21 protein-coding genes are annotated in these 23,768 nt (G+C 66.7%); 9 read left to right on the forward strand and 12 right to left on the reverse strand.

The features are described from left to right. Nucleotides 1–8: 8 nt before the first annotated feature. The 4 genes from MYCSP_RS13435 to MYCSP_RS13450 are packed head-to-tail and all read right to left on the reverse strand — an operon-like array spanning nucleotide 9 to nucleotide 5,966. Entirely contained in the window at nucleotides 9–1,082 is a 1,074-nt protein-coding gene (locus tag MYCSP_RS13435) for an XdhC family protein (RefSeq protein ID WP_088413947.1), read from the reverse strand. Then, the gene (locus tag MYCSP_RS13440) at nucleotides 1,079–3,787 is read right to left on the reverse strand and encodes a molybdopterin-dependent oxidoreductase (RefSeq protein WP_088413948.1); all 2,709 of its coding nucleotides are present in this window, start codon (nucleotides 3,785–3,787) and stop codon (nucleotides 1,079–1,081) included. Before MYCSP_RS13440 ends, MYCSP_RS13435 begins: the two co-directional genes overlap by 4 nt. After that, nucleotides 3,784–4,596, reverse strand: coding sequence for an FAD binding domain-containing protein (locus MYCSP_RS13445; protein ID WP_088413949.1), 813 nt, complete (start codon nucleotides 4,594–4,596; stop codon nucleotides 3,784–3,786). Before MYCSP_RS13445 ends, MYCSP_RS13440 begins: the two co-directional genes overlap by 4 nt. Then, on the reverse strand, nucleotides 4,596–5,966 hold the full coding sequence (locus MYCSP_RS13450; protein ID WP_088415616.1) for an 8-oxoguanine deaminase: 1,371 nt from the start codon (nucleotides 5,964–5,966) through the stop codon (nucleotides 4,596–4,598). Before MYCSP_RS13450 ends, MYCSP_RS13445 begins: the two co-directional genes overlap by 1 nt. A 62-nt stretch (nucleotides 5,967–6,028) precedes the next feature. Here MYCSP_RS13450 and MYCSP_RS13455 point away from each other — a divergent pair, with 62 nt between their 5' ends. Continuing rightward, entirely contained in the window at nucleotides 6,029–7,438 is a 1,410-nt protein-coding gene (locus MYCSP_RS13455) for an amidohydrolase family protein (protein WP_088413950.1), read from the forward strand. On the opposite strand, the gene pucL is transcribed toward MYCSP_RS13455, so the two are convergent. The 5 genes from pucL to MYCSP_RS13480 all read right to left on the reverse strand — a co-directional run bounded on the left by pucL (nucleotide 7,435) and on the right by MYCSP_RS13480 (nucleotide 12,033). After that, nucleotides 7,435–8,343 (reverse strand): factor-independent urate hydroxylase, encoded by a 909-nt coding sequence (pucL, locus tag MYCSP_RS13460; protein ID WP_088413951.1) that lies wholly within the window; start codon nucleotides 8,341–8,343, stop codon nucleotides 7,435–7,437. The two genes, MYCSP_RS13455 and pucL, sit on opposite strands and share 4 nt — an antisense overlap. Nucleotides 8,344–8,357: 14 nt before the next feature. Beyond that, nucleotides 8,358–8,681: a hydroxyisourate hydrolase gene (gene uraH, locus MYCSP_RS13465; protein ID WP_088413952.1), complete on the reverse strand. Its 324-nt coding sequence runs from the start codon at nucleotides 8,679–8,681 to the stop codon at nucleotides 8,358–8,360. After that, entirely contained in the window at nucleotides 8,678–9,220 is a 543-nt protein-coding gene (uraD, locus tag MYCSP_RS13470; protein ID WP_088413953.1) for a 2-oxo-4-hydroxy-4-carboxy-5-ureidoimidazoline decarboxylase, read from the reverse strand. The genes uraH and uraD overlap by 4 nt, the downstream gene beginning before the upstream one ends. Beyond that, nucleotides 9,207–11,201: a solute carrier family 23 protein gene (locus MYCSP_RS13475; protein ID WP_088413954.1), complete on the reverse strand. Its 1,995-nt coding sequence runs from the start codon at nucleotides 11,199–11,201 to the stop codon at nucleotides 9,207–9,209. The genes uraD and MYCSP_RS13475 overlap by 14 nt, the downstream gene beginning before the upstream one ends. A 121-nt stretch (nucleotides 11,202–11,322) precedes the next feature. Beyond that, the gene (locus MYCSP_RS13480; RefSeq protein WP_088413956.1) at nucleotides 11,323–12,033 is read right to left on the reverse strand and encodes a GntR family transcriptional regulator; all 711 of its coding nucleotides are present in this window, start codon (nucleotides 12,031–12,033) and stop codon (nucleotides 11,323–11,325) included. 157 nt (nucleotides 12,034–12,190) lie between these two features. Between MYCSP_RS13480 and MYCSP_RS13485 the strand changes: the two genes are divergently transcribed. Continuing rightward, entirely contained in the window at nucleotides 12,191–12,931 is a 741-nt protein-coding gene (locus MYCSP_RS13485) for an aspartate/glutamate racemase family protein (protein WP_088413958.1), read from the forward strand. On the opposite strand, the gene puuE is transcribed toward MYCSP_RS13485, so the two are convergent. Further along, nucleotides 12,886–13,851, reverse strand: coding sequence for an allantoinase PuuE (gene puuE / locus MYCSP_RS13490; protein WP_088413960.1), 966 nt, complete (start codon nucleotides 13,849–13,851; stop codon nucleotides 12,886–12,888). The two genes, MYCSP_RS13485 and puuE, sit on opposite strands and share 46 nt — an antisense overlap. Nucleotide 13,852: 1 nt before the next feature. On the opposite strand from puuE, the gene MYCSP_RS13495 reads away from it, so the two are divergent. Beyond that, the gene (locus tag MYCSP_RS13495; RefSeq protein WP_209435413.1) at nucleotides 13,853–15,538 is read left to right on the forward strand and encodes an NCS1 family nucleobase:cation symporter-1; all 1,686 of its coding nucleotides are present in this window, start codon (nucleotides 13,853–13,855) and stop codon (nucleotides 15,536–15,538) included. On the opposite strand, the gene MYCSP_RS13500 is transcribed toward MYCSP_RS13495, so the two are convergent. Further along, entirely contained in the window at nucleotides 15,526–16,092 is a 567-nt protein-coding gene (locus MYCSP_RS13500) for a nucleotidyltransferase family protein (protein ID WP_083018970.1), read from the reverse strand. The two genes, MYCSP_RS13495 and MYCSP_RS13500, sit on opposite strands and share 13 nt — an antisense overlap. 92 nt (nucleotides 16,093–16,184) lie before the next feature. On the opposite strand from MYCSP_RS13500, the gene dctA reads away from it, so the two are divergent. From dctA to MYCSP_RS13520, 4 genes are read left to right on the forward strand one after another with little or no spacing between them, the layout of a single operon-like run. Further along, nucleotides 16,185–17,546, forward strand: coding sequence for a C4-dicarboxylate transporter DctA (gene dctA / locus MYCSP_RS13505; RefSeq protein ID WP_088413964.1), 1,362 nt, complete (start codon nucleotides 16,185–16,187; stop codon nucleotides 17,544–17,546). A 25-nt stretch (nucleotides 17,547–17,571) separates the two neighbouring features. Further along, nucleotides 17,572–18,852, forward strand: coding sequence for a DUF6986 family protein (locus tag MYCSP_RS13510; protein WP_322788468.1), 1,281 nt, complete (start codon nucleotides 17,572–17,574; stop codon nucleotides 18,850–18,852). Continuing rightward, nucleotides 18,849–19,865, forward strand: a complete 1,017-nt coding sequence (gene alc, locus MYCSP_RS13515) for an allantoicase (protein WP_083018968.1) — start codon at nucleotides 18,849–18,851, stop codon at nucleotides 19,863–19,865. The genes MYCSP_RS13510 and alc overlap by 4 nt, the downstream gene beginning before the upstream one ends. Before the next feature lie 50 nt (nucleotides 19,866–19,915). Beyond that, the gene (locus MYCSP_RS13520; RefSeq protein ID WP_088413966.1) at nucleotides 19,916–20,854 is read left to right on the forward strand and encodes an alpha/beta fold hydrolase; all 939 of its coding nucleotides are present in this window, start codon (nucleotides 19,916–19,918) and stop codon (nucleotides 20,852–20,854) included. Here the strand turns inward: MYCSP_RS13520 and MYCSP_RS13525 are convergent. Then, a complete protein-coding gene (locus tag MYCSP_RS13525) occupies nucleotides 20,832–21,743 on the reverse strand; it encodes an SDR family NAD(P)-dependent oxidoreductase (RefSeq protein WP_083019047.1) in 912 nt (303 codons plus the stop codon). The genes MYCSP_RS13520 and MYCSP_RS13525 overlap by 23 nt on opposite strands. A 262-nt stretch (nucleotides 21,744–22,005) precedes the next feature. Here MYCSP_RS13525 and MYCSP_RS13530 point away from each other — a divergent pair, with 262 nt between their 5' ends. Further along, nucleotides 22,006–22,515 carry an SMI1/KNR4 family protein gene (locus tag MYCSP_RS13530; protein WP_162266237.1) on the forward strand — a complete coding sequence of 170 codons (510 nt, stop codon included), beginning with the start codon at nucleotides 22,006–22,008 and terminating at the stop codon, nucleotides 22,513–22,515. Between the two features lie 169 nt (nucleotides 22,516–22,684). Further along, nucleotides 22,685–23,767 (forward strand): M48 family metallopeptidase, encoded by a 1,083-nt coding sequence (locus tag MYCSP_RS13540; protein WP_162266238.1) that lies wholly within the window; start codon nucleotides 22,685–22,687, stop codon nucleotides 23,765–23,767. The last annotated feature ends 1 nt before the right edge of the window (nucleotide 23,768 follow it).

Consider the following 23,768-nt stretch of genomic DNA (forward strand, 5'->3'; position numbering starts at 1 on the left):
GCAGCCCCCTACCGGTGGATGGGCCCGTCGGTGTCACTCAAAGCCCGCCCGGAGCCTCCCGAGGTTTCGGCGATGATCTGTGCCGCAATGGATATCGCGGTCTCCTCGGGGGTGCGGGCATTGAGATCCAGGCCCAGTGGGCTGCGCAGCCTACGCAGCTGATCGTCGGTGACGCCCTCCTCGCGCAGGCGCGCCACCCGATCGGTGTGCGTGCGCCGCGAGCCCAGCGCACCGACAAAGGCCACCGGTGCCACGGTCAGCGCCGCCGCCAGCATCGGCACGTCGAACTTGGGATCGTGCGTCAGGACGCACACCACGGTGCGCCCGTCGACCCGCCCGGCATCCACCTCCGCCCGCAGGTACCGGTGCGGCCAGTCGACCACCACCTCATGGGCATGCGGGAACTGCGCCGGCGTCGCGAACACCTCGCGGGCATCGACCACCGTCACCCGGTAGCCCAGCTGGCTGCCGGTGCGGCTCAAGGCCCGGACAAACGCGTTGGCCCCCGCCAAGATCATGCGCGGGGGCGCCGCGAATGCTTGCACGAACACCCGGTGCAGACCGGACTGGTCGGGTTCACAGCGATCGGCACCGGCCACCGCACTGCTGCCCGCACGTATCAGCGCTGCGACGTCGCCATCGATCTGCGGCCACGGCACCGACTCCCCTGGCCGCACCAGGGCCCAGTCAGGAATCCCCGACAGAGTGCTCACCAAGCCCACCGACTCCCCCGCGCCGAGTGCAGACTGCAGCTCTCGAAGCAGCGGCAGCCGCTCGGCGCCAACACATTCAGTGACGACTTCAATCTCACCACCACAGGTGAGACCAGGTGCGATCCCGTCGTCGACACCGAATCGCTCACTGACACACAGCCCCGTGGCCAGCACCTCGCGTGCCGTCTCGATGACCGCCGCTTCCACGCATCCACCGGACAGTGACCCGATGACCATCCCGTCGGCCGGCACGATCATCGTCGCGCCCGGCTCACGCGGAACTGCGCCACTGACCTCCACCACGCGTGCCAACGCGACGGCGCCACCATCTTCCAGCAGGGCGATCAGATCCCCGAGCACATCCTTCATGCGGGCTCCCCTGCCCCGGACTCGTCGATGGCCTGCCACACGCGCGCCGCGTTCATCGGCAGGCGGTACATCCTGACGCCGACCGCGTCGCGGATGGCGTTGGCCAGGGCGGGCGCCACCGGGTTGTACGGGGACTCACTCATCGACTTGGCACCGAGCGGCCCGAGGGTGTCGTAGGTGTCGGCGAAGTAGACCTCGGTATCGGGTAGATCCACCAGCCGCGGAATGTGGTAGTTGCGCAACGCGATGGTGCTGACGTAGCCGTCCTGTACCAGGATCTCCTCGTAGAGCGCCGACCCGATGGCCTGTGCGACACCGCCCTCCACCTGGCCACGGCACTGCTGCGGGTTGATGACCACACCGGCATCGGCGGTCTGTATCGACTGCAGAATGCGCACGGTGCCGGTCGCCGGATGCACCCCCACACGGAATGCCTGGACGTTGAAGGCAACCGAGCGTGGTGTGCCCTCGTGGCGTCCCAGCGCCGTCAGTGGTTGCGGCGCTGCGGCCGCGATATCGGCCAGGCACAACAGCTCCACACCGATCCGCACCCCGTCCCGGCCCAGCACGCACTGGGATTCCGGCACGGCCAGTTTTGCCGCGGCGAACCGGATGATCTTGTCTCGTAACAGCTCTGCCGCCCTGTGCACGGCCAGCCCCGCGACGGTGGTGCCGGCCGAACCGAACGCCCCGGTGTCATGGCCCACTTCGTCGGTATCGGCCTGGTGAATATCGATCTGGTCTGGGGCGCAGCCCAGCACGGCCGCGGCCAGTTGCGCGTGCACGGTGGTGGTGCCGTTGCCGAACTCGGCTGACCCCACGGAGATCCGATAGCGGCCCCGCGCGTCCAGTTCGGCGCGGGCGTCGGCCACGTGACCGCGTGGGGGCACAGTCGCGATCATGGCGATGGCCGTGCCCTCACCGACCTTCCAGCCAGCGGGCAGCGCCGTCCCGTTACGCGCCGGGTCCGTGGCGCCCTGCGCCAACGCCTCCTGTGCGAGGTCCAGGCATTGGTCCAGTCCGTAGCTGCCGAACTCCAGGTCGTCTTCTTCCACTTCCCAACTGACGAACCGGTCCCCCGGGACGATGGCGTTGCGGCGCCGGAACTCGAACGGGTCGATGCCCAGTTCGCGTGCCAGGTCGTCGAGGGCCGATTCGATACCGAACAGCACCTGCCCCAGCCCGTAGCCGCGGAACGCACCGGACGGGAGGTTGTTGGTGTAGACCGCCTGTGCATCGACTCTCTTATTCGCACAGCGGTATTGGGCCATCGATTCGTTGCAGCCGTGGAACATCACGCCCACGCTGTGGTTTGCGTAGGCCCCGGCGTCGGAGAGCACGTCGACGGCCAACGCGGTCAGCTCACCGTCCGGGCTCGCCGCGGCGGTCACGTTGACGCGCATGGGGTGGCGACACGGCGCGATGGTGAACTGGTCGCTGCGCGTGAACTCGTAGACAGCGGGCGCCCCGGTCACACGCACCGCCAGCAGCACCAGGTCTTCGGTGAGCATCTCCTGTTTGGCGCCGAATCCGCCGCCCACCCGCGGCGCGAACACCCGAACCTGCTCGCGCGCCAGGCCAAAGACGTGACAGAGCTCGTCACGGACCAGAAACGGCACCTGGCTGCTGGTGCGCAGGACATAGCGGCCGTGCTCGTCGCGCCATCCCACCGACCCGTGTGTCTCCAGGTGGACATGCTGTACCCGCGCGGTCTGCCAGCTGTCGCTGACCACCGCGCCTGCCTCCCGCGCCCGCGCCACCGCCGCCTCGACATCACCGACCTCGCCGTGCACCTCGGCCACCAGATTGCGTGCGGGATCGGCGATCCTGGCGCCCGGCCCCTTGTCACCGTGCACCAGGTGCACTCCGGGACGCTGCGCCAGCTCCGGATCGAACACCGCGGGCAGCACCTCGTACTCGACGTCGATGTGCTCCAGCGCCCGGTGTGCGATGGTGGGCGAGTCCGCCACCACCGCCGCGACACGTTGCCCCGCGAACCGCAGCACACGATCGAAAATCAATGTGTCGTCGGGATCGTCGGTGCGCTCGTGGTGACGGGCGGTGGAGAAGGGCACCCCCGGATCGTCGCGGTAGCAGAGCACCGCCCGTACCCCCGGCAGGCCGCGGGCCTTCTCGGTGTCGAGCCGCGTGATGCGGGCCGACGGGTACGGGCTACCCAGTACCGCAACATGTCCCACGCCGGCCGGCAACTGGTCCATGGTGTACAGCTCGGTGCCGGTGACCACGCGTGCGGCGGCGGGCGCGCTGACGGTGTCCTGCGGTGCTGTGGCGCCGCCGATAGCGGCGCGGATGGGCCGGTAGCCGGTGCACCGGCACAGATTGCCCTTCAGCGCATTGCCCAGATCCTCGGTCTGGTCGCCGGTGAGGGTGGCCGCCGTCAACACCATGCCGGCGGTGCAGAATCCGCACTGGAACCCGGCATGATCGATGAATCCGCGCTGCACGGGATGCAGGTCGTGCTCGTCCCCGAGGCTTCGGACGGTGAGGATCTCGGCATCCGTGGCACGGTGCGCGGGCACGATGCAGGAGTGCTGGGATGCCCCGTCGACCAGCACCGTGCAGGCACCGCAATCGCCTGCGTCGCAACCCTTCTTGACCTCGCTGTGGCCATGCTCGCGCAGGAAGGTGCGTAGGCACTGCCCGGGGCGCGGGCTGGTGTCGATGATCTGGCCGTTGACCTTCATGGGCGCCCGCTCGTGAGTTCCTCGGCGACCTCGCGGGCCAGTTGCGCGGTGACCGCACGGCGCCACGCGGCGGTCCCATGGGCGTCGGTGTGGAACTGCGCGGCGGGAATCGCCGCTGCGGCCTCGTGCACCCGCTCCGGTTCGGCGGGCACCCGCAACACGACCGGTCTGCGCGTGCCCGCGGTGACCCCCAGCACGATGTCGGCGCCGTCGAGTCGCCCGGTGACCAGTGCACCGGATCGGCCCAGCGCCGAATAGGCGATCTTGCGCAGCGCCGTCGGCTGCGACAACGCACGGGAGGGAAAGGTGATGGCGCGCAACACATCACCGGGGCGCAATATCGTCACGTTGATGTCGGTCACGAATTCGGTGATGGCGCAATGCTCGTCGGTGCCATCGCGGCGCCAGATGAGCAGTTCGGCATCGAGGGCCGCACACAACGAGATCATCGCCCCGGCGGGCAGGCCCAGGCAGATGTTGCCGCCGACCGTCGCGGTGCGCCAGATCTTGAACGAGGCCAGCAGTGCCCGGGCGCACTGCCCGAAGAGGTTCACGGCCTGCCACTCGGGCGGATACGAGGCGTTGACGAACCGTTCGATGCTGCAGGTGGCACCCACCTGCAGACCATCGCCGTCGACCGCCAAATCCGGCCAGCGCATACCGGCCAGATCCACCAACCGCCGCAGCCCCGGCTGCGGCTGGCTCATCAGCCAGGTACCGCCCGCCAGCACTCCGTCGTGCTCACCGAGACCGCTGAGGTCAGCCCGGTCCCGTGGAATCATCACCGACTCGATGGTGTGCAGATCCATCAGCGCAACCTGCTCATCAATCCATGATGCGCCGCGCGCACCGCGGCGGCGACCCGGTCGGTGTCGACCGTGAGCATTTCCCCATTCCGGACGATCGATTTGCCGCCGACCCACGAACACCTGATGGGCGGCACCTCGCCCAAGATCAGCGCGGCCACCGGGTCGTCGATTCCACTATGGGCCAGCGTGCTCAGGTCCCACAGCACCAGGTCGGCGCACTTGCCGACCTCGATCGAGCCGATCTCTTCGGCGCGGCCCAGCAGCCGGGCACCGCCCAGCGTCGCCAGCTCCAGTGCGGTGCGGGTGCTCAGCGCCGTGGGCCCGCCGACGGCGCGTGCCAATAACAGCGCCTGGTGCGCCTCCTCCAGAAGACGCCCCGACTCGTTGGAGGCCGCACCGTCCACACCCAGGCCCACCGGCACCCCCGCCGCCACCAGCTCCCGGGTACGGGCGATACCGGCGCCCAGGCGCCCGTTCGAGGTCGGGCAGTGCGCGATGCCGGTGCCCGCACCGGCCAGCCGGGCGATGGAGGCGTCGTCGAAGTGGATGCCATGCGCGAACCACACATCGGGCCCCAGCCAGCCCAGCCCTTCCATGTAGTCGAGGGGGCTGCAGCCGAACCGCTGCGCGCAGTAGGCGGTTTCGTCCTCGGTTTCCGCCAGGTGGGTGTGCAGCCGCACGCCGTGCTCGCGGGCCAGCAGCGCCGACTGCCGCAGCAGCTCACCGCTCACCGAGAAGGGCGAGCACGGCGCCACACCGATGCGCACCATCGAGCCGGGCGCCGGGTCATGCCAGCGCGCGATGGCCGCGGCGCTGGCCTCCAGCGCGGTGTCGATCGACTCCACCAGATTGTCCGGCGGCAACCCGCCGTCCGATTCGCCCAGGTCCATCGAACCTCGGGTGGGGTCGAACCGCAGTCCGACCTCGCGGGCTGCCTCGATCTCGGCCTCCAGCAGATCGCCTGCACCCGAAGGAAATACATAGTGGTGGTCGGTGGTCGTGGTGCAGCCGGACAGCGCCAGCCAGCTCAACGCACCCTGCGCCGCCACGTGCAGGCCGTCCGCGTCAATACCCTCCCACACCGGGTACAGGGCGGTAAGCCATTGAAACAGCGTGTGATCGGCGGCCAACCCACGGGTGATCCACTGGTATAGGTGGTGGTGTGTGTTGACCAAGCCCGGTGTGAGCAGACAGCCACGGCCATCCACTCGCACTACATCCGGCAATGCCCGCCAGGGGTTGGGTTCCCCGGCCATCAGTACCGCGGCAATCCGGCCGTCCTCGACAACCACCGTCGCATCGTCGATTTCCCGGCGTTGCTGATCTACGGTGGCGGCGAATACATTCTCGATCAACGTTATTGGACTCATCGAGGCACCCCGCTGTGGTGCTTTGTGCTGCGCCACCGAGGTGCACTGTGCACTATGGTGGCATGGACCCGATCGCCGCTGCCGTCTATCGCGGGCACATCTTCCACATCACCGGCTCCCCCACGGTGGCCGATGCGCCCGCACATCTGCAGTCGATTCCCGACGGCGCCCTGGCGGTCGGCGTCGACGGCGCGATCGCCTATTGCGGCCCGTATTCCCAACTGCCCCGGGAATTCACCGCATGGTCCGTGCGCGACCATCGCGGGAGCTTCCTGCTGCCCGGGTTCGTCGACACGCATATGCATTTTCCGCAGGTGTACTGCACCGACTCCTATGGCGGTGGCCAATTGTTGGAGTGGCTGGAGCACTGCATCTTTCCGGCCGAGGCGCGCCTGTCCGATCCCGCGCTGGCGCGGCGCGCGGCCGTCGCGTTCTGCCGCCGCCGGATCGCCGCCGGAACCACCGCCGCGATGGTGATGGGCTCGGCCTTTCCGCAGGCGCAGGAGGCCTTGTTCACCACGACGCGCGCCGCAGGCCTGCGCATGGTCAGCGGGCGCGGCGTGCAGACCACCGGGCCGGACAGCGCCGGGCCGCTGCTGACCACGACGGAACGCGCAATCGAGCTGTGTGCCCATGAAATCAGCAGCTGGCACGGGGGCGATCTCACCGATGTGGCGTTGGCCCCGCGGTTCTCGTTGTCGGTCACCGCGGACACCCTCGCGGCGCTGGGCGAGCTGTACGACACCGTGCGCGGCGACGGTGTCTACTTCCATTCCCACCTCAACGAGAACGCCCGGCCCAACACCGGTGAGGTGGATGCCACGCTGTCGGCGTACGGGGTGGCGAGTTACCTGGATACCTATGACGGTCATTTTCTGCCCGGCTCCCGTAAGGGCGGCGCAACTCTGCTGGGCCGCAGGAGCATCCTGGCGCACGCCGTGCACTGCCAGGACGCCGAACTGGCCCGGCTCGCCGAGACGGGCAGCTCCATCGCGCATTGCCCCACCTCCCAGCTGTTCCTGGGTTCGGGCACCATGCCCTGGCGCAGAACCGTCGCCAGCGGAGTCAACGTCGCGCTGGGCAGCGACGTGGGCGCCGGCGACGAATGGCTGTTGAGCCGCGTGCTGAACGACTGCTTCAAGGTCCACATGTCCGAACCGGCTTCGGCCGCGGTATCCCTGCATCCTGCCGAGCTGCTGTTCACCGCCACGCTGGCTGGAGCACGGGCACTGGACCGCGAAGACACCTTTGGCAATCTGGATTCGGGCAAGGACGCCGACTTTCTGATCGTCGATCCGGACCGGTGGCACCCCCTGGCCGACACTCTCTCCCACGGCGTCCGATCCGACGACGGGCAGGTGGCCGCCGAGCAGACACTGTTTGGCCTGCTGATGGGGCTGCGCGAGCCTGCCATCAGCGCTGTGTTGGTGCGGGGGCGCGATATCACCGGCTACCTCGACGGCGACCGCTAGACCAACCAAGACAGATGCGGGTACCACGCCGGCCCGGCATCCGGGGCGTCGTCGCGGGCGACGATGGCCTGAATCAACCCGTACGGACGATCGTCGGCATGGAAGACCTCGTTGGGATTATCCAACCCGAAAGGCGATAAGTCGTAGACGAAGTGGTGCTTGTTCGGCGCCGAGAGCCGGACCTCCGCGATCGACGGGTATGCCGCCAGAACGGCCTTGCCGATCTCGTACAGCGTCTGCTGCAGGGCCAGCGAGTGCACGGTGGCGAACCTCTCCAGGATGATCGCCTTGACCCCGGCATACGTTGCGTCCCAGTCGATATCGGTACCCACGAAGCGCCACTTGGCCACCAGCGAGGTGGCCATCACCCGATCAGTCGTCGGCTGCAGGACCGTGTACTTGTCTTCCAGGAAGTCGTGGAACTCCGAACCCGTCGACTTCAGTACGACGAGATCCTTGAGGCCGCCGACCACCCAGGTCTGCTGCTGCGTGCCGACACCGTCGACGGTGATCTCGGCGGTGCGCACCTCCTGACCCTTGCGGACCCAGGTGTGGTCATGCTCGCGCCCATCGACAACGACACGCTCCCAGGCATATTCGTCGATCTCGATACGTGCCCCGGTCACCGGCTCGTATTCGTCCACGAAGTGGTACGCCAGGTCCAGACCGTACCGCTCGATGGTCTCGATGCCCTTCTCCTTGGCGTAGGCGTAGATGGTCTGCTTTTGGCTATCGGTGGGCAGCACCTTGCGCTGATCACCGTCGGTGTAGGCGGCCGCGAAATCTCCGCGCAGCGCGCTGCCGACATTCAGGTCCTTGATCTCGTGGCGCGGAGCGTCGCGGTAGATCCGGACCACCCGATTCTCGGCCTTGCCGTACTGGTTGCCTCCCAGGACGATTCCCATTGATGCTTCCTTTCTCAGCTGCCGCGGTAGGTCGAGTAGGCGTAGGGGCTCAGCAACAGAGGGACATGCAGGTGTGCGCCGCCGTCCGCGTGAAAGCTGACGATCACCTCCGGGTAGAAACCCTCGATCCCGTTGTCGGCGAACCAGGTTCCGGTGTCGAACACCAACCGGTACGGCCCGGATGCCAACACCGTACCGGTGAGGTCCGCGATCCTTCCGTCGGAATCGGTGGCGCCGCCCGCTACCTGAGATCCCGTGGCGTCCAGCAGCATCACCCGGACACCCTGTGCCGGTCGCCCGGTCACCGCGTCCAGGACATGGGTACTCAGACCCGTCACAATTCATCCTCCGTCTCGATCTCGTCGGCATGCCTGCCCGCGGGCCCCAGCATCCGCACCAGTCGGCTGCGATTGATCTTGCCCAACTCCATTCTCATGACCCGGCGTTCGTTCTGTGGATCGTTCTTGAGCCGCTCTTCCAGGATCGTCAGTAGCTCCTCGGCAGGTCTACCGTTCGCGAACACCAGGTATACGTAGCCGAATCGCTTCTCGTACTCGGCATTGGCTTCCCTGAGCCGGGCCAGGACCGCGGCGTCGGCACCGGCCACACCCGACTGCTCACGCTGGGAGGCCGCGCTCTCGGAGCGCTCCCCGATCCTCGGGTGCCCGTCGAGCGCCTCGTCCAGGTCCGTCTCCGTGAGCTCGGCCAGGATCAGGTCCGCACGGTTGTACAGCGCCTGCTCGTCGCGGAACGGCCTCCCGGCCGCCACCCGCACCGCCCATATCCGCGAGGCGCAACACTCGTAGAGCCAGTGGATCGCCTGGTTGTCGGACAGCTCGTTGAAGCTCTCGATTCCCCGCCAGTCAACGCGCCGCATGGAAATCCTCGAAGCGACCGAAACGAGCGGCCGTGATGGGGTTGGCGTCGGCCACCAGATCATCGAACCGGTAATTGGCGATCTTCGCGATCTCGATGAGCGCGAAGGCACGCTCGCTGGTGGTGGAATTCTCCATCCGGCTCCACCCGTTACGCAGCAGACGCTCGTAACGCTCGGTCTCGCGTGCGCAGATCACCAGCGGAAAGCCGAAATGCTCGCGATAGGCGTTGGCCAGGCTCACCACGTTGTTCAGTTCGCTCTCGTCCAGCGTCTGCAAGATGGTGTGGTCGACGGCTGCCATCTCACCAGCTTCGTCCTCGGCGCCCAGATCGGGGAACGATCTGATGAGTTCGAGCTGCTCCTCGTCGCCGCCGGTGAGCATCGCCTCCTGGAAGGCGCTGCGCAGGTCATGGGTGTCGGCGAACGGCCGCTGCCGGTAGGCGCGGTCCACCACCCAGTGCACGTCCTGCACCAGGCCGCCGAAGGTGCGGCGAAACTCCTCCAGGGTCATCTCGTTGACCTGCGCGAGCCGAATGGCACCGCCCCCGGCCACCGCCACGCCCCGGCTGCCGGTGTGGAAGAACAGCAGGTTCAAGACGATCGCGGTGATGGCGCCCATGGTGATGCCGGTGCTGAACGGGATCTGCAGCAGCCCCGGGACCGCCTGGTCGATTCCCGGAAGCGCCGGAACGGCGATATCGCGCCCGTGGTCCAGGACCGTCGACGGGCCCGAGGACTGAGAGAACTGCACGTACATCCCCATCGCCAGCGACGTACTGGCGATGATCAGGTTGCGGTGGTCGTTGAAATCGACCTTGCCGAGTGTCTGAATACCGACCACCGCCACCGTCGCGAACAGCGTCATGGCGGCCCCGCCCAACACCGGGGCCGGAATCGACTCCACGATCTTGGCGGTCTTGGGCAACACACCCAACCCCATCATGATCACCCCGGCGGCCGCTACCACCCAACGGCTCTTGACACCGGTCAGGCGCACCAGCCCGACGTTCTCCGAGAACGCCGTATACGGGAACGAGTTGAAGGTGCCGCCGATCATCGTGGCGATGCCGTCGGCCCGCACCGTGGCAGCGATATCGGCTCCGCGCACCCGCTTTCCGACGATCTCGCCGGTGGCGAAGACCGCACCGGTGGATTCGACGGCGGTCACCAGCAGCACCACGATCAGCGACACCACTGCGATCACATCGAAACGCGGTGCTCCGAACGCGAACGGCGAGGTGAACCCGATCCAGTCCGCCTCGCCGACGCGGGTGAAGTCGGTGTCCCCGGCCAACCACGCGATGGCGGTACCGGCGACCAACCCCAGCAGCACGGCGATGGTGCTCCAGAAGCCCCGGAAGAACCTCTGCATCAACACGATCGCCGCGATGGTGCCCACCGCATACACGAGCCATCGCCCGTTTCCGGGATCGTGGGCGGCCACCGGGCTGTGCGGGTTGCGGACAGCGTCTCCGATGCCCACCGGCAACAGCGATACCCCGATGATCGTGATGACCGAGCCGGTGACGATCGGTGGGAAGAAGCGGATCAGCCGGGCGAAGAACGGGGCGATGAGGAAGGTGAACGCGCCCGCGGCGATCACGGCGCCGTAAACCGTGAGCAGCCCTACCCTGCCGCCGCCGTGGTCATTGGCGATTTTGATCACCGGGGCGAGGGTGGCGAAGGTGACCCCTTGTAGCAGCGGCAGCCGCACGCCGATCTTCCAGAACCCGACGGCCTGCAGAATCGAGGCGATACCGCAGGTGAACAGGTCAGCCGTGATCAACATGGTCAGCGCCTCGGCGTCCAGGTCGATAGCCCGCGCGATCAGCAGCGGCACCAGTACGGCGCCCGCGTAGAACGCGATCACGTGCTGGACGCCCAGGGTGACGAGTTTGCCTGCGGAGGGCACCTCGTCCACCGGGTGGATCCTCTTGCGTGCGGCCCCGGGCGCGGCCGGTCGCGTCGTGTCGGCGCTCATCGCGGAACCTCCCTGCCTCGGTGTGCCGACGCATACCCGCCGGACGCGCAAGCGACGCTAGATCGAACGTGTTGCGGCCAGGTTGCCGGGTGTCTATATTTTCCCGGCGGGCCGCACCCGGCTACGCCTCGGCGGCCACATCCAATTGTCCTGCGGCAGCGACTATCACCGACTCCAAACGGTCGTGATGGGTGGCCGCAACGGTCAGCAGGGCCTCGGTGTCACGCCTTGCCACCGCTGTGATCATCGCCTCATGATCGGCGTGCAGTTGCAGTTGATCCGACGCCGAGACCGTCCGCATCACCTGGAACGGCTCGGTCAGATTCCACGTGGCCTCGAACATGTGCAGCAGGCGGTGCATGCCGCAGGGCAGCACCAAGGCACGGTGAAAACGACGGGAATGCTGGTGGAAAGCGCGGGCATCGCCCTCGACGGTCGCCTGCTGCAACAGCTGATGTTCGGCCACTGCGCGATCTAGGTCTTCCGGGGTTGCCAGCGCCACGGCCTGCGCCAGTGCGGCACGCTCCAGAACGCCTCGGGTGAAATAGATCTCACGAAGCTCCGGCAAGGTGAGCTGCGCGACGCGGTATCCCCCGTTGGCCCGGTGGTCCACAAGTCCTTCCGCGACAAGGGTCTTGAGCGCCTCCCGGACCGGAATGGGGCTGATTTGGTACGTGTCGGCCACCTCACCGATGGGGATCATCGAACCCGGCGGTGCGGCACCGTCCAGGATGGCCCGCCGCAACCCGTCGAGCACACTGGTCTGATCGTGACCAGACCTGGTGGCGCGCAACTCGTTGATCAGCCTCCGATAGCGGAACGTACGTGACACTCGCCCTCCATCGCCGTCGGCCAAAACACGATTTTGCCAGTGCAGGCGCCCCGCTGCCCTTGCTGGCGACGCAGAGTTAACGCGAACGTTTCATGACCGGCTGCCCGCCGACCTCAGCACCGCCCGCGCCGTGCGCGGCCGACGTACCCTGTCGGCCATGCGCATACGCGTGATCAACCCCAACACCACCGAGACCATGACGAAGTCCATCGGCGCGGTGGCCGAATCGGCGGCCTGGCCGGGAACCAGCATCACCACCGTCAACCCGGACATGGGACCGGTGTCGATCGAAAGTCACTACGACGAGGCACTGAGCGTGCCCGGTGTGCTGGCCGAAATACGCCGCGCCGAGTCCGAAGGAGCCGACGGGTATGTGCTCGCCTGCTTCGGTGATCCCGGCCTCGACGCGGCCCGCGAGTTGGCCACTGGCCCGGTACTCGGTATCGCCGAGGCGGCCATGCACATGGCCAGCCATCTGGGCCGCGGATTCAGTGTGGTCACCACCTTGGAACGCACCGCCGGGCGCGCCTGGGATCTGGCCGAACGCTATGGGATGTCGCGCTTCTGCCGAGGAGTGCACGGCTGCGATATCGCGGTTCTGGAATTGGACCAGAACCCCAGAACCAAGAACATTCTCATCGAGCATTGCCGCCGCGCCGCCCTCGACGACGGCAGCGACGTGATCGTGCTGGGCTGTGCCGGAATGGCCGAACTGTGCTGGGACATCTCGTCCGAGATCAGGCTACCGGTGATCGACGGTGTGGCCGCCGCCGTGAATCTGGTGCAGTCGCTGGTGTCGATGGGCCTGCGCAAATCGGGGCGGGGCGAGTTCGCCCCACCACCGGCCAAACCCTATGTGGGACTACTAGATTCGTTCGGTTCGAGCGCCACGGGGTGAACCCGGCGCCAATGCTCGGCGATGTCGATGCGTTTGGCGATCCACACACCCTCGTGAGCTTGCACATGGTCGAGGAACCGTTCGAGCGCGACGGTGCGCGCCGGGCGGCCCACCAGCCGACAGTGCAGTCCCACAGACAACATCTTCGGGCTGCCCGCCTGTCCCTCGGCGTACAGACAGTCGAACGCGTCCCGCAGATGCGTGAAAAACTGCTCCCCGCTAGGGAATCCGGCCGGCGATGCGAATCGCATATCGTTGGTGTCCAGGGTGTAGGGCACAACCAGGTGCTCAGCCACACCACCGTGGGCAGGTACCCGCACCCAGTACGGCAGATCGTCGGCGTACGAATCGGAGTCGTAGGAAAACCCCCCGTGCTCGACCACCAGCTGTCGCGTCTGCGGTGAATCGCGACCGGTGTACCAGCCCAGCGGGGCCGCACCGGTCAGGTCACGCACGATCTGGATCGCCTGCGCCATGTGCTCACGCTCCACATCCGGCGACACCAGCTGATAGGACTGCCAGCGCAGCCCATGACAGGCAATTTCGTGCCCGAGTTCCCCAAACGCGGCTACCGCCTCTGGGTTGTGTTGCAACGCCCGCGCCACCGCGAAGATCGTCAGGGGCAGGCCACGGCGCTCGAACACCCTCAAGACCCGCCAGAGCCCGGCACGTGATCCGTATTCATACAGCGATTCCATGCTCATGTGCCGGTTGGGGAATGCCTCGGCCGGGACCATCTCCGACAGAAATGTCTCCGAAGCCGCCGAGCCATCCAGAACGTTGTTCTCGGCGCCCTCTTCGTAATTGAGCACGAACTGCACCGCGATCCGGGCCTGGCCGGGCCACCGCGGATGCGGCGGCGTGCGCCCGTAACCCACCATGTCGCGGGATGTCGCGTATCCAGCCTCGTCATGAGCCATCGTGGGCACGATAGTAGGCCGCCCGATTCGCCGCATCGAATCACGTTCCCGGGGAGGAATTCCGACCCGGGAAAATATTGTTTCCGCGCAACACGACGGCAACACCGACCGCTTAGCTTCGAGTGTCACCAGCTTTTCCGCCGCTGGTCGACGATCCGAAGGAGGTCAGGTGACCGGCGTACTCACGGCCGATGCCATCGCCCCGGCAACCGGGCACAGCGCCGCCGGAGACAGCGTGATCAAGCCCGGGTACGACCCGGCGTTGACCAACGGCGATCTGGCACCGCTGCGGACACAGACCTGGACCAGCTACAATTTCTTCGCGTTCTGGATGTCCGACGTCCACAGCGTCGGCGGCTATGTCTTCGCGGGAAGTCTTTTCGCGCTGGGAATCTCGGCCTGGCAGGTACTACTGGCACTGGTGATCGGGATCGTGGCGGTCTATGGGCTGTGTAACCTGGTGGCCCGGCCTTCCCAACAGGCCGGCGTGCCATACCCGGTGACCACCCGGATCGCATTCGGTGTGCGCGGGGCCAATCTGCCCGCCGTGATTCGCGGTCTTATCGCCGTCGCCTGGTACGGAATTCAAACTTATTTGGCCTCAGTGGCATTCGTGCTCTTGGCGGTGAAGTTCGAGCCCTCGCTGAGCCGTTACGGCAACGCCGACGAGTACGGATTCCTGGGCTTGTCGCTGCTCGGCTGGGGCGGATTCCTGCTGATGTGGGTGCTACAGGCCGCCGTCTTCTGGAACGGCATGAACGCGATCCGCCGGTTCATCGACTTCTGCGGGCCCGCCGTATACGTCGTGATGCTGGCACTGGCCGCCTACCTTGTCGCCGAGGCCGGCTGGCAGAACGTGCATTTCAGCCTCGCAGAAGGTGCGCCCAAGAGCGGCATGGCCGCCGCGACGGCCATGCTCAGTGCGATAGCGCTGGTGATTTCCTACTTCTCGGGACCGATGCTCAACTTCGGCGACTTCTCGCGATACGGCAGCAGCTTCGAGGAGGTCAAGCGTGGCAACTTCCTCGGATTACCGCTGAACTTCGTCTTCTTCGCAGTGCTGGTGGTGTGCACGGTGTCGGCGGGGGCAGCGGTGATCGGCCGCTCCCCGGACGGCGCGGTCATCACCGACCCGGTGCTGATCGTGGACAAGATCGACAACACCACCGCAGCGGTGCTGGGTGTACTCACCTTCGCGATCGCCACCATCGGGATCAACATCGTGGCCAACTTCGTCTCGCCGGCTTTCGATTTCTCCAATCTCGCCCCGACCCGGATCAGCTGGCGCGCCGGTGGAATGATCGCGGCGACCGGGTCGATCCTGATCACCCCTTGGAACCTCTACAACAATCCGAGCACCATCCACTACACACTGGACACCCTGGGCGCGGTGATCGGCCCGCTCTTCGGCATCCTCATCGCCGACTTCTACCTGGTGCGCAATCGCAGCATCACGGTGGACGACCTGTTCACCCTCTCCCCTTCGGGCGCGTACCACTACCGCGGCGGCATCAACCCGGTCGCGGTCGCCGCCACCGTCGCGGGCGCGCTGGTGGCCATCGCGACAGTGGTCTGGGGCAGTGCCTACGTGGCGAGCTTCACGTGGTTCGTCGGCGCGGGAATCGGCTTCGGCGTCTATCTGCTGGGCATGCGGCACACCCCGACACATCTGATCTACGGCCGGTAATCACCATCGACACCGTCGCCCAGATGCCCACACGGCACCTCGATCACATCGGCGCGCACGGCCAGGTAGGGGCCGGCTCCCCGGTCGCCCGCCAGCACGCTGAGCACCGGATCGACGTGTTCGGAACCGAGATACACCGGATGCCCGGGCCGCCCCGCATACGTCGCGCGGACAAGTGCCGAACGGCAGCGCCCGCTGGCACGCAGCACCGCCGCCACCACATCCGGCCCGATGGACGGCAGATCCACCAAATGGATGAGCACCCCGGCCACATCCGTGCGCAAGCGCACAAGTTCCAGTACCGACCGCACCGACTCCGACACGCCGTCCCGCCATCGCACGACCTCGACACCCCGTGCGGGCGAAGGTATCTGGGCCGATGCCGCCCCGTGTGTCACATAGACCTCGTCGCATCCGCCCCGGTCCAGCGCGGTGACGGCCAGCTCGAGCCACCGTCCGTTCTCGGCGAGGATCTTCGGCATGCCGTAACGATTGCCGGCGCCCGCCGCCAGCACCGCACCGACAACGACACCTGCCGCGGGGTCAGGTTCCATACTCCTATCGAACCGCACGCCCATGTCGTGCGTAATACGGGCTGAATCCGGTGTTCACATCCAATAAACAGGCCGTGGTTACGGTCGCGCCCATGCCGACCGCGATCGAGGTACCCGCCAGCGAGATGGTGCGTCTGGCGAACAAGCCACCCTGGTATCGCTCGCTATTCGTCCAGCTTCTGGTGGCGATCGTCGCGGGTGTGGTCATCGGCTGGCTGTGGCCGGGCCTGGGCGCCGACCTGCGCCCCTTGGCCGACGGTTTCATCAAGCTGATCAAGATGCTGATCGCGCCGATCATCTTCTGCACGGTGGTGCTCGGCATCGCCCATGTCGGCGACCTCAAGTCCGTCGGCCGCATCGGCATCAAGGCGCTCATCTACTTCGAGGCGGTGACCACCTTCGCGCTGCTGTTCGGCCTGCTGGTGGGAAATCTCGCCAAGCCGGGAGCGGGCTTTCACATCGACGCCGGGACGCTGGCGACCGGGGCCGACGCCATCGCGAAGAAGACCAACAACGGCGAGCTGCCACACACCGTCGAGTTCCTGCTCGGCATCATCCCCTCATCCATCGTCTCGGCCTTCGCCGAAAACGCATTGCTTCAGGTGCTGTTCTTCGCGGTGCTGTTCGGCCTGGCGCTGGCCAAGTTCGGCGAATCGGGTCCGCCGGTGGTGCTCGAATTCATCGACCACCTCAGCCACATCTTCTTCACCATCATCGGGTGGATCATGCGGCTGGCGCCGTTGGGAGCGCTTGGCGCGATGGCCTACATCGTGGGCCAGTACGGCATCGGCTCGTTGGGCAGCTACGGCAAGCTCATCGCCGCCTGTTATGCCGCCGCGCTGCTGTTCATCGGCGTTCTGGCGGTCATCGCCCGGCTCTTCGCAGGGGTAAACCTTTGGAAATTCGTCGTCTACATCAAGGACGAACTCTTCCTGGCTCTCGGCACGGCCTCCACCGAAGTGGTGTTGCCGCGCATCATGACCAAGCTGAACCACGCGGGATGCTCCAAGACGACCACCGGACTGGTCATCCCCACCGGGTACTCCTTCAATCTCGACGGAGCCACCTTGTACCTGTCGATCTGCGTGCTGTTCCTCGCGCAGGCCCTGGGCGTCGATCTGACCCTCGGCGAACAGATCACCGCCGTACTGGTGCTGATGTTGACCTCCAAAGGCATGGCGGGCGTACCGGGTTCGTCGTTCCTCGCACTCTCGGCCACCGTGGCCGCCATAGGACATGGCGCCATCCCGGTGGCCGCCGTCGCCCTGCTGCTGGGCGCCGACCGGATCATGGACTCGATGCGCGTCTCGGTGAACCTGCTGGGCAATTGCGTGGCGACGATGGTGGTGGCCAATTGGGAAGGCCAGCTCGATAAGGCCCGCATGCGCAAGGTTCTCGCCGGTGAACAGGTCGCGGACGAGCCCGAGGAGGAATCGGCAGCTGCACACCCCTGAGCACCGCCACAACGAGTCTGCGAGCATGGGACCCGTGGCAGCGGCATCCTCACCGAACCCATCAGATGCCGGTAGCCCCGGCTGGCTGGCTCCCATCGCGGAGCTGCTGGCTGCCGCCGACGCCGATCTCGCCACCGCCTACCCCGAAGGCCGCGACGAACCGCAACCCATCCACACCGTGTACGTCAGCGCGGCCCTGGCCGACGTCGAGATGCCCGGGAAATGGGGAGCATCCGCACTGGCGCTGACCGCGCGTCACGAACCGTCGCTGGCGGCGCTCGACGCCCAGGGCGTCCTGCCCCGCGTCAAGGAACGCCTCGCCGCCGACCCCATCCAGGACCTGCGGCTGGACTTCGAGGACGGCTACGGCTGGCGCGAGGACAGCACCGAGGACACCGACGCGCGCAAGGCGGGACGCACGTTGCGCGCACTGTCGATAGCGGCGAATCCTCCTGCGGTACTGGGCATCCGAATCAAGGGCCTCACCTCACTACACCTGCGGCGCAGCGTACGCACCCTGGAGCTGGTGCTGGACGGCGCGTCGGGAGTGCCGCGGGGCTTCGTGACGACCATCCCGAAATTCCGCACGGTGACTCAGGTCGAGGCGGCACTGCGCCTGTTCGACGAACTCGAGCGCGTACACGGATTGCCCAGCGGTTCACTGCGTTTCGAGCTACAGATCGAGAGTCCGCAAGCGGTGCTGGGTGCCGACGGCACCGCCACCCTGGCCAAGGCAATCCACCTGGCGCAGGGGCGCCTGACCGCATTGCATTACGGCACGTACGACTACAGTGCGGCCTGCGGGATCGCCGCCGAACAACAATCCCTGGAGCATCCGGTGGCCGACCATGCCAAGGCGGTGATGCTGGCGGCCGCGGCACAGACGGGTGTGTGGGTATGCGACGGCTCCACGCAGGTGAACCCCGACGGCTCCCCCGACCAGCAGACCGCGGCGCTCACCCGCCACCACCGGCTGGTCACCCGCGCACTTGAGCGCGGCTACTGGCAGGGATGGGACATGCACCCGGGACACCTGGTGACCCGGTGGCTGGCCACCTACGGATTTCACCGGCGCGCGCTGGCGGTGGCCGGTCCGCGCATCGTCGCTTACCTGCAGCGCCAGGGTGGCGGTGTGGTCGACGAACCGGCGACGGCCCAAGCCCTGGCGACCGGGATCCTGCGTGGCCTGGACTGCGGCGCCTATACCGACAGCGCGCTACCGCCGGGATGCGACCGGGCGGTGCTGAATCAACTCGTGCAACGCACCACAGCGGGCGCTGCGACAGGAGGAACCGACCAGCGATGACCGGCAACACACCCGCGGGACTGCCCGACTTCACGATGTTGCCCGACCTGGCGCTGCGACCCCTGGGCGGAGCAGTGATCTGGGCCAACGACGATCTGTTCGCCGAGAAGGAGAACCTGATCAAACCCGGGCCGGCCGACTACCGGCCCGCAACCTTCGGGCACAAGGGGCAGGTTTACGACGGATGGGAGACCCGACGCAGGCGTGACCCGGCGGGCGAGCCCGGCCACGACGCCGCCATCGTCCGGCTGGGCGTCCCCGGCGTGATCGCGGGTGTCGTCGTCGACACCGCGTGGTTCAAGGGCAACTATCCGCCGGAGATATCGGTCGACGCGGCAGAGATCGAGGGGTATCCGCCCGCGGACGACATCGCCCGGGACACCGCCTGGCAGAGCATCATCGGCCGCACGAAGGTCTATGGAGACAGCCGCAACGTCTTCGACGTCGATTCGTCGCGGCGGTGGACGCACGTGCGGCTGACCATGTACCCCGACGGCGGCGTCGCCCGGCTGCGCGTGCACGGTCACGGACGGCCCGACCCACGGTTCCTCGACGCCGGGCAGTTCGATCTGGCCGCCATCGAGAACGGCGGCCTGGTCACCGATTGCTCCAACCGCTTCTACAGCTCACCGCAGAATCTGCTGTTCCCCGGTGTCGCGCGGGTCATGGGCGACGGCTGGGAGACCGCCCGCCGCCGCGACGACGCCAACGACTGGGTACAGGTGCGGCTCGCCGGCGAGGGAGTGCTGCGCCTTGCCGAGATCGACACGTCCTATTTCGTGGGCAACAGCCCCGGTGCGGCGGGCCTGCAGGGCCTGACCGCGCAGGGCCACTGGGTACCGCTGCTGCCGCGCACGCCGCTGCAGCCCGACACCCGGCACCGTTTTCTGGTGGAGAGCCAACAGCCCGTCACGGACGTGCGTCTGGACATATACCCCGACGGTGGGCTCGCCCGCCTGCGCCTCTTCGGCGACCTCACGAGCGCGGGACGGGCCTCCCTGCAGGGCCCGTGATCGGTCCGCGCCTGGCACAGCTCTAGCGGACGTCAATAGACTCCTTCGACGTGACCGAACCAGAGAAGACGGATTCCGCACCCACCAAGGACGCGGGGGCCGCCCTCGACGTGGAAGGCTCCGGTGTCCAACCCCCCGTGTCCGACCGGATACGCAGGGCTTTCTGGTGGCTGGAGCGCTTCGCACCGGCCATCGGGTCGCGCTGGGCGGTCGAGCTGTGGTGCACCCCGCCGGTCATCGAGTCGAGCCTTCGCATGCCACCCGGTGTGCCCCCCGGCGAGCCGCTGGAAGCCCACTGGGACGGGCATCGGATTGCCGGTGAGTCGTGGGGTGAGGGGCCGACGGTCTATCTGGTCCACGGCTGGGGCGGTCAACGCACGCACCTCGGGATCTTCATCAAGCCGCTGTTGCAGGCCGGTTACCGAGTCATCGCCTTCGACCTGCCCAGCCATAACGAGTCGGCGGCGGGCGCGCTCGCGCCGGGGCGCACCACGCTGATCGAGTGCGCGCACGCAGTGGCGGCCGTCATCAAGGAGCACGGGCCTGCCCACGCGGTGGTGGCCCACTCCCTGGGAGCCAACGCGACCACCTTCGCGGCCTCCTATGGCGCATCGGTGGGCCGCCTGGTGTACCTGGCGCCGATGGGCGACTTCCCCCTCTACCTCGACCTGTTCGCCGCGCGCCATGGCTTCGGCAAGCGGATACGCGCCGGACTGCAGCGCCAGCTCGAGCGCCGCATCGAGATGACGCTGCCCGAAACCGAATTGGTCCGCGTCGCTGCGGCCGCCGGGCATCCCCCGCTGCTGCTGATCCACGACCCCGACGACCCGGACACGCCGTACGCGTCGAGCGAGCGTCTGGCGCAGTCATGGCCCGGTGCACGTTTCCTCGCGACGAAGGGACTCGGGCGCCTGGCGCACTTCCGAATCCTGCGGCACCGCCCCGCGATCAACGCCGGTCTCGAATTCATCGGCCCCGCTTCGGATTAGCCGATAAATGGACCGGCGCCGACTCCGCCCTCCGACCACGTGACGAATACCAACGGTAGTAATCGTTCTGCACCCGGCTGACGATCCCTGGTGCAACCCGGTACGAGTCGCGGTACAGAACGCCCAAGGGATTGTTCACCTCACGACATTGGCGTCGGATCCCGTCGACAACCATGTCGACGCCCTCCTCCAGGGTGAGCGACGCGTACTGGCTCCAATCCGTCGGGGCGATCATGTCGGTCGAGACCAACGGAAGGTGGATGTTGGTGACACGCACCCCATCGGCACGGCTCTCGATGCCGGCGATGCGTAGCACCGCATCCATGGCCGCCTTCGATCCGACGTACGCCGAGAAATCCGGCAGGTTGCCCAACACCCCGATCGACGAACTGTGCACGATGTGCCCCGAACCCCGGGCACGCATCCCCGGCAGCAACCGCAGCACCAGGCCCACTCCGCCGAGATAGTTGATGGCGACCGTCCGCTCGTAATCGTGCAGCCGATGCTCCGAATCGGCCAACGACCGCATGATCGAGCGGCCCGCATTGAGCACCAGAATGTCCGGCGCCCCAAAACGTTCGAGCACCTCCTCGGCGACGGCGCCGGCACCCTCACCCGTCGACAGGTCTCCCCGCACGGCGTGCGCGGCACCGCCACACGCAGCGATCCCGCGAACCACCTCATCGAGCTCGTCGGCGCGGCGCGCGGTCACGACGACGATGGCCCCGGCCTCGGCGATGCGCTCGGCCAACCGTCGGCCGATACCACTCGACGCACCGGTGATCACTACGGTGCGGCCGCGCACGCGGTCGGCAAGTGTCGGCGTCCACGGATAGCGCACGCCGACGGGCTTGGTAAGGACGTTGATCAGGTGCCTGACGGCCCGCATCCGCTCTCCCATGATTCGCATCGCAGTAGCTGACAGCGGTCAACTCCGGGCCAATGATCATGTTGGCAGCACTGGTTGTCAAGATGGCCTGGGGCTTCCCCGTTTACCCCTCACGTCTCGCTGTTGTTTGCTATCGTTGCCGGTAGGTGCGAGTTCTGGGAGTCGTATGCGATTCGGCGCGATAGTTTTTCTCATCGCCACACTGACTTGCGCGTGCGTATCCCCTAGTAGCTCAGCGCGGCATGACGAATGGTCCTCGCTCGTGTCGATGCTGGCCGACCAACAGAAGGCGCTGCACGAAAAGGACCCTCTCTACGACCTTCCCGGCACTCCGAGACCGACGACACGCAACGACATCCGCGTCAAAGAGCGTCAGTGGGGGCACTATCTCGACGCCGATCATCGGGAGCTGCTCCAGGTCTCCGACGGTCTGCACGCCTTCTGCGGTTTCGAGGACTTGTTCTCGCTCGCCGAATCTGCGCCCGGCTCGAAGAACTGGGAAGGCATGAAGGCGTACATCGAAGGTGCATCCCTGGGCCCCGAATACTTCGGCGCTCATTCCTTCGACCAACTGCGTCCCGTCTTCGGCGACCCGGACTACTACGGCGTGACCGTCACCGTCTCGCACTCGTACTTCAGCGATGAGCCGGGTGTGGTCTACGAGCTTGCCGGTGACGGACCCAACGGGATCGGCACCTACCCCACGCTGATGGACGCGGTACGGGCCTGCGCGGAGCGGCATGCCAAGGAACTGCGGAACGTGGCGACGTAGCCGGGAACCAAAACGCAGGCGTGGTCGTCTGACCTAACAAGAAGCACTTCCGGGGGATACATGGCATGGGCACGGGGAGCCGCGGGAACAACACCCGCTAACACTGGCCACTGTCCACATTCTCGCCGGCCAGCCATATTTCACACCGTAACCAGATAGGTTGAATGCCATGCCCGATCTGCCTACTCGCACCTACACCGAGTTTCCCGGAATCAGCACGCGAGCCTGGGAGCACCCTGCCGATCGGGCCGCACTGCAAACACTGCGCAGCCTGAAGGGCTTCGACACCGTTCTCAAGGCGCTGGCCGCGCTGCTGCGCGAGCGTCAGCATCGGCTGATGTACCTGGCAACTGCCATTCGCGTGGACGATCGGCAGTTCACCACGCTGAACGACACCCTTCACGACTGCGCGCGCGTGCTCGATGCTCCCGAAATCCCGGAGCTGTACGTCATCCAGGGGCCGTATGCCAACGCCTTCACCATCGGCATGGACCGTCCGTTCATCGTGCTCACCTCAGGCCTGCTGGACCTCATGAACGAGCAAGAGCTGCGGTTCATCGTGGGCCACGAGCTCGGGCATGCCCTGTCCGGACATGCGGTCTACCGCACCATGCTGATGCACCTGATGCGGCTAGCCGGAAATCTCGGCTGGATGCCGATCGGTGGGTGGGCGTTGCACGCCGTCGTCGCCGCACTCATGGAGTGGCAGCGTAAGTCGGAGCTTTCCGGCGACCGCGCCGGAATGCTGTGCGGACAAGATGTGGATACCGCCATCCGGGTGGAGATGAAGCTGGCGGGCGGGTCTCGACTGGACGAGATGGATACCCAGCGGTTCCTGGCGCAGGCCGCCGAATACGAGCGCACCGGCGACATGCGTGACGGCGTGCTCAAATTGCTCAACCTCGAACTGCAGTCGCACCCCTTCTCGGTGCTTCGTGCCGCCGAACTCAGCAAGTGGATCGATCGCGGCGAGTACGGCGCGATCCTCGGCGGAAACTATCCGCGACGCGAGGACGACGAACGCGCCGACCTCGGAGCCGACTTCCGTTCCGCGGCCAAGTCATACAAGGAGAACTTCGATTCCTCGACAGACCCACTGATCTCGGCGCTGCGCAATTTCGGGTCCACCCTCGATGGCGTCGTGAACGTCGTCGGGCAGGGTGTCACGGATGTCGCCACCGACGTACGGCGCCGATTCTCTGAGTGGCGCACCAACTCCGAGCGCGACGAACCCCGCGACGCCGACGCCTAGC

Source organism: Mycobacteroides saopaulense (assembly GCF_001456355.1).
In the GTDB taxonomy this organism is placed as follows: Bacteria; Actinomycetota; Actinomycetes; order Mycobacteriales; family Mycobacteriaceae; genus Mycobacterium; species Mycobacterium saopaulense.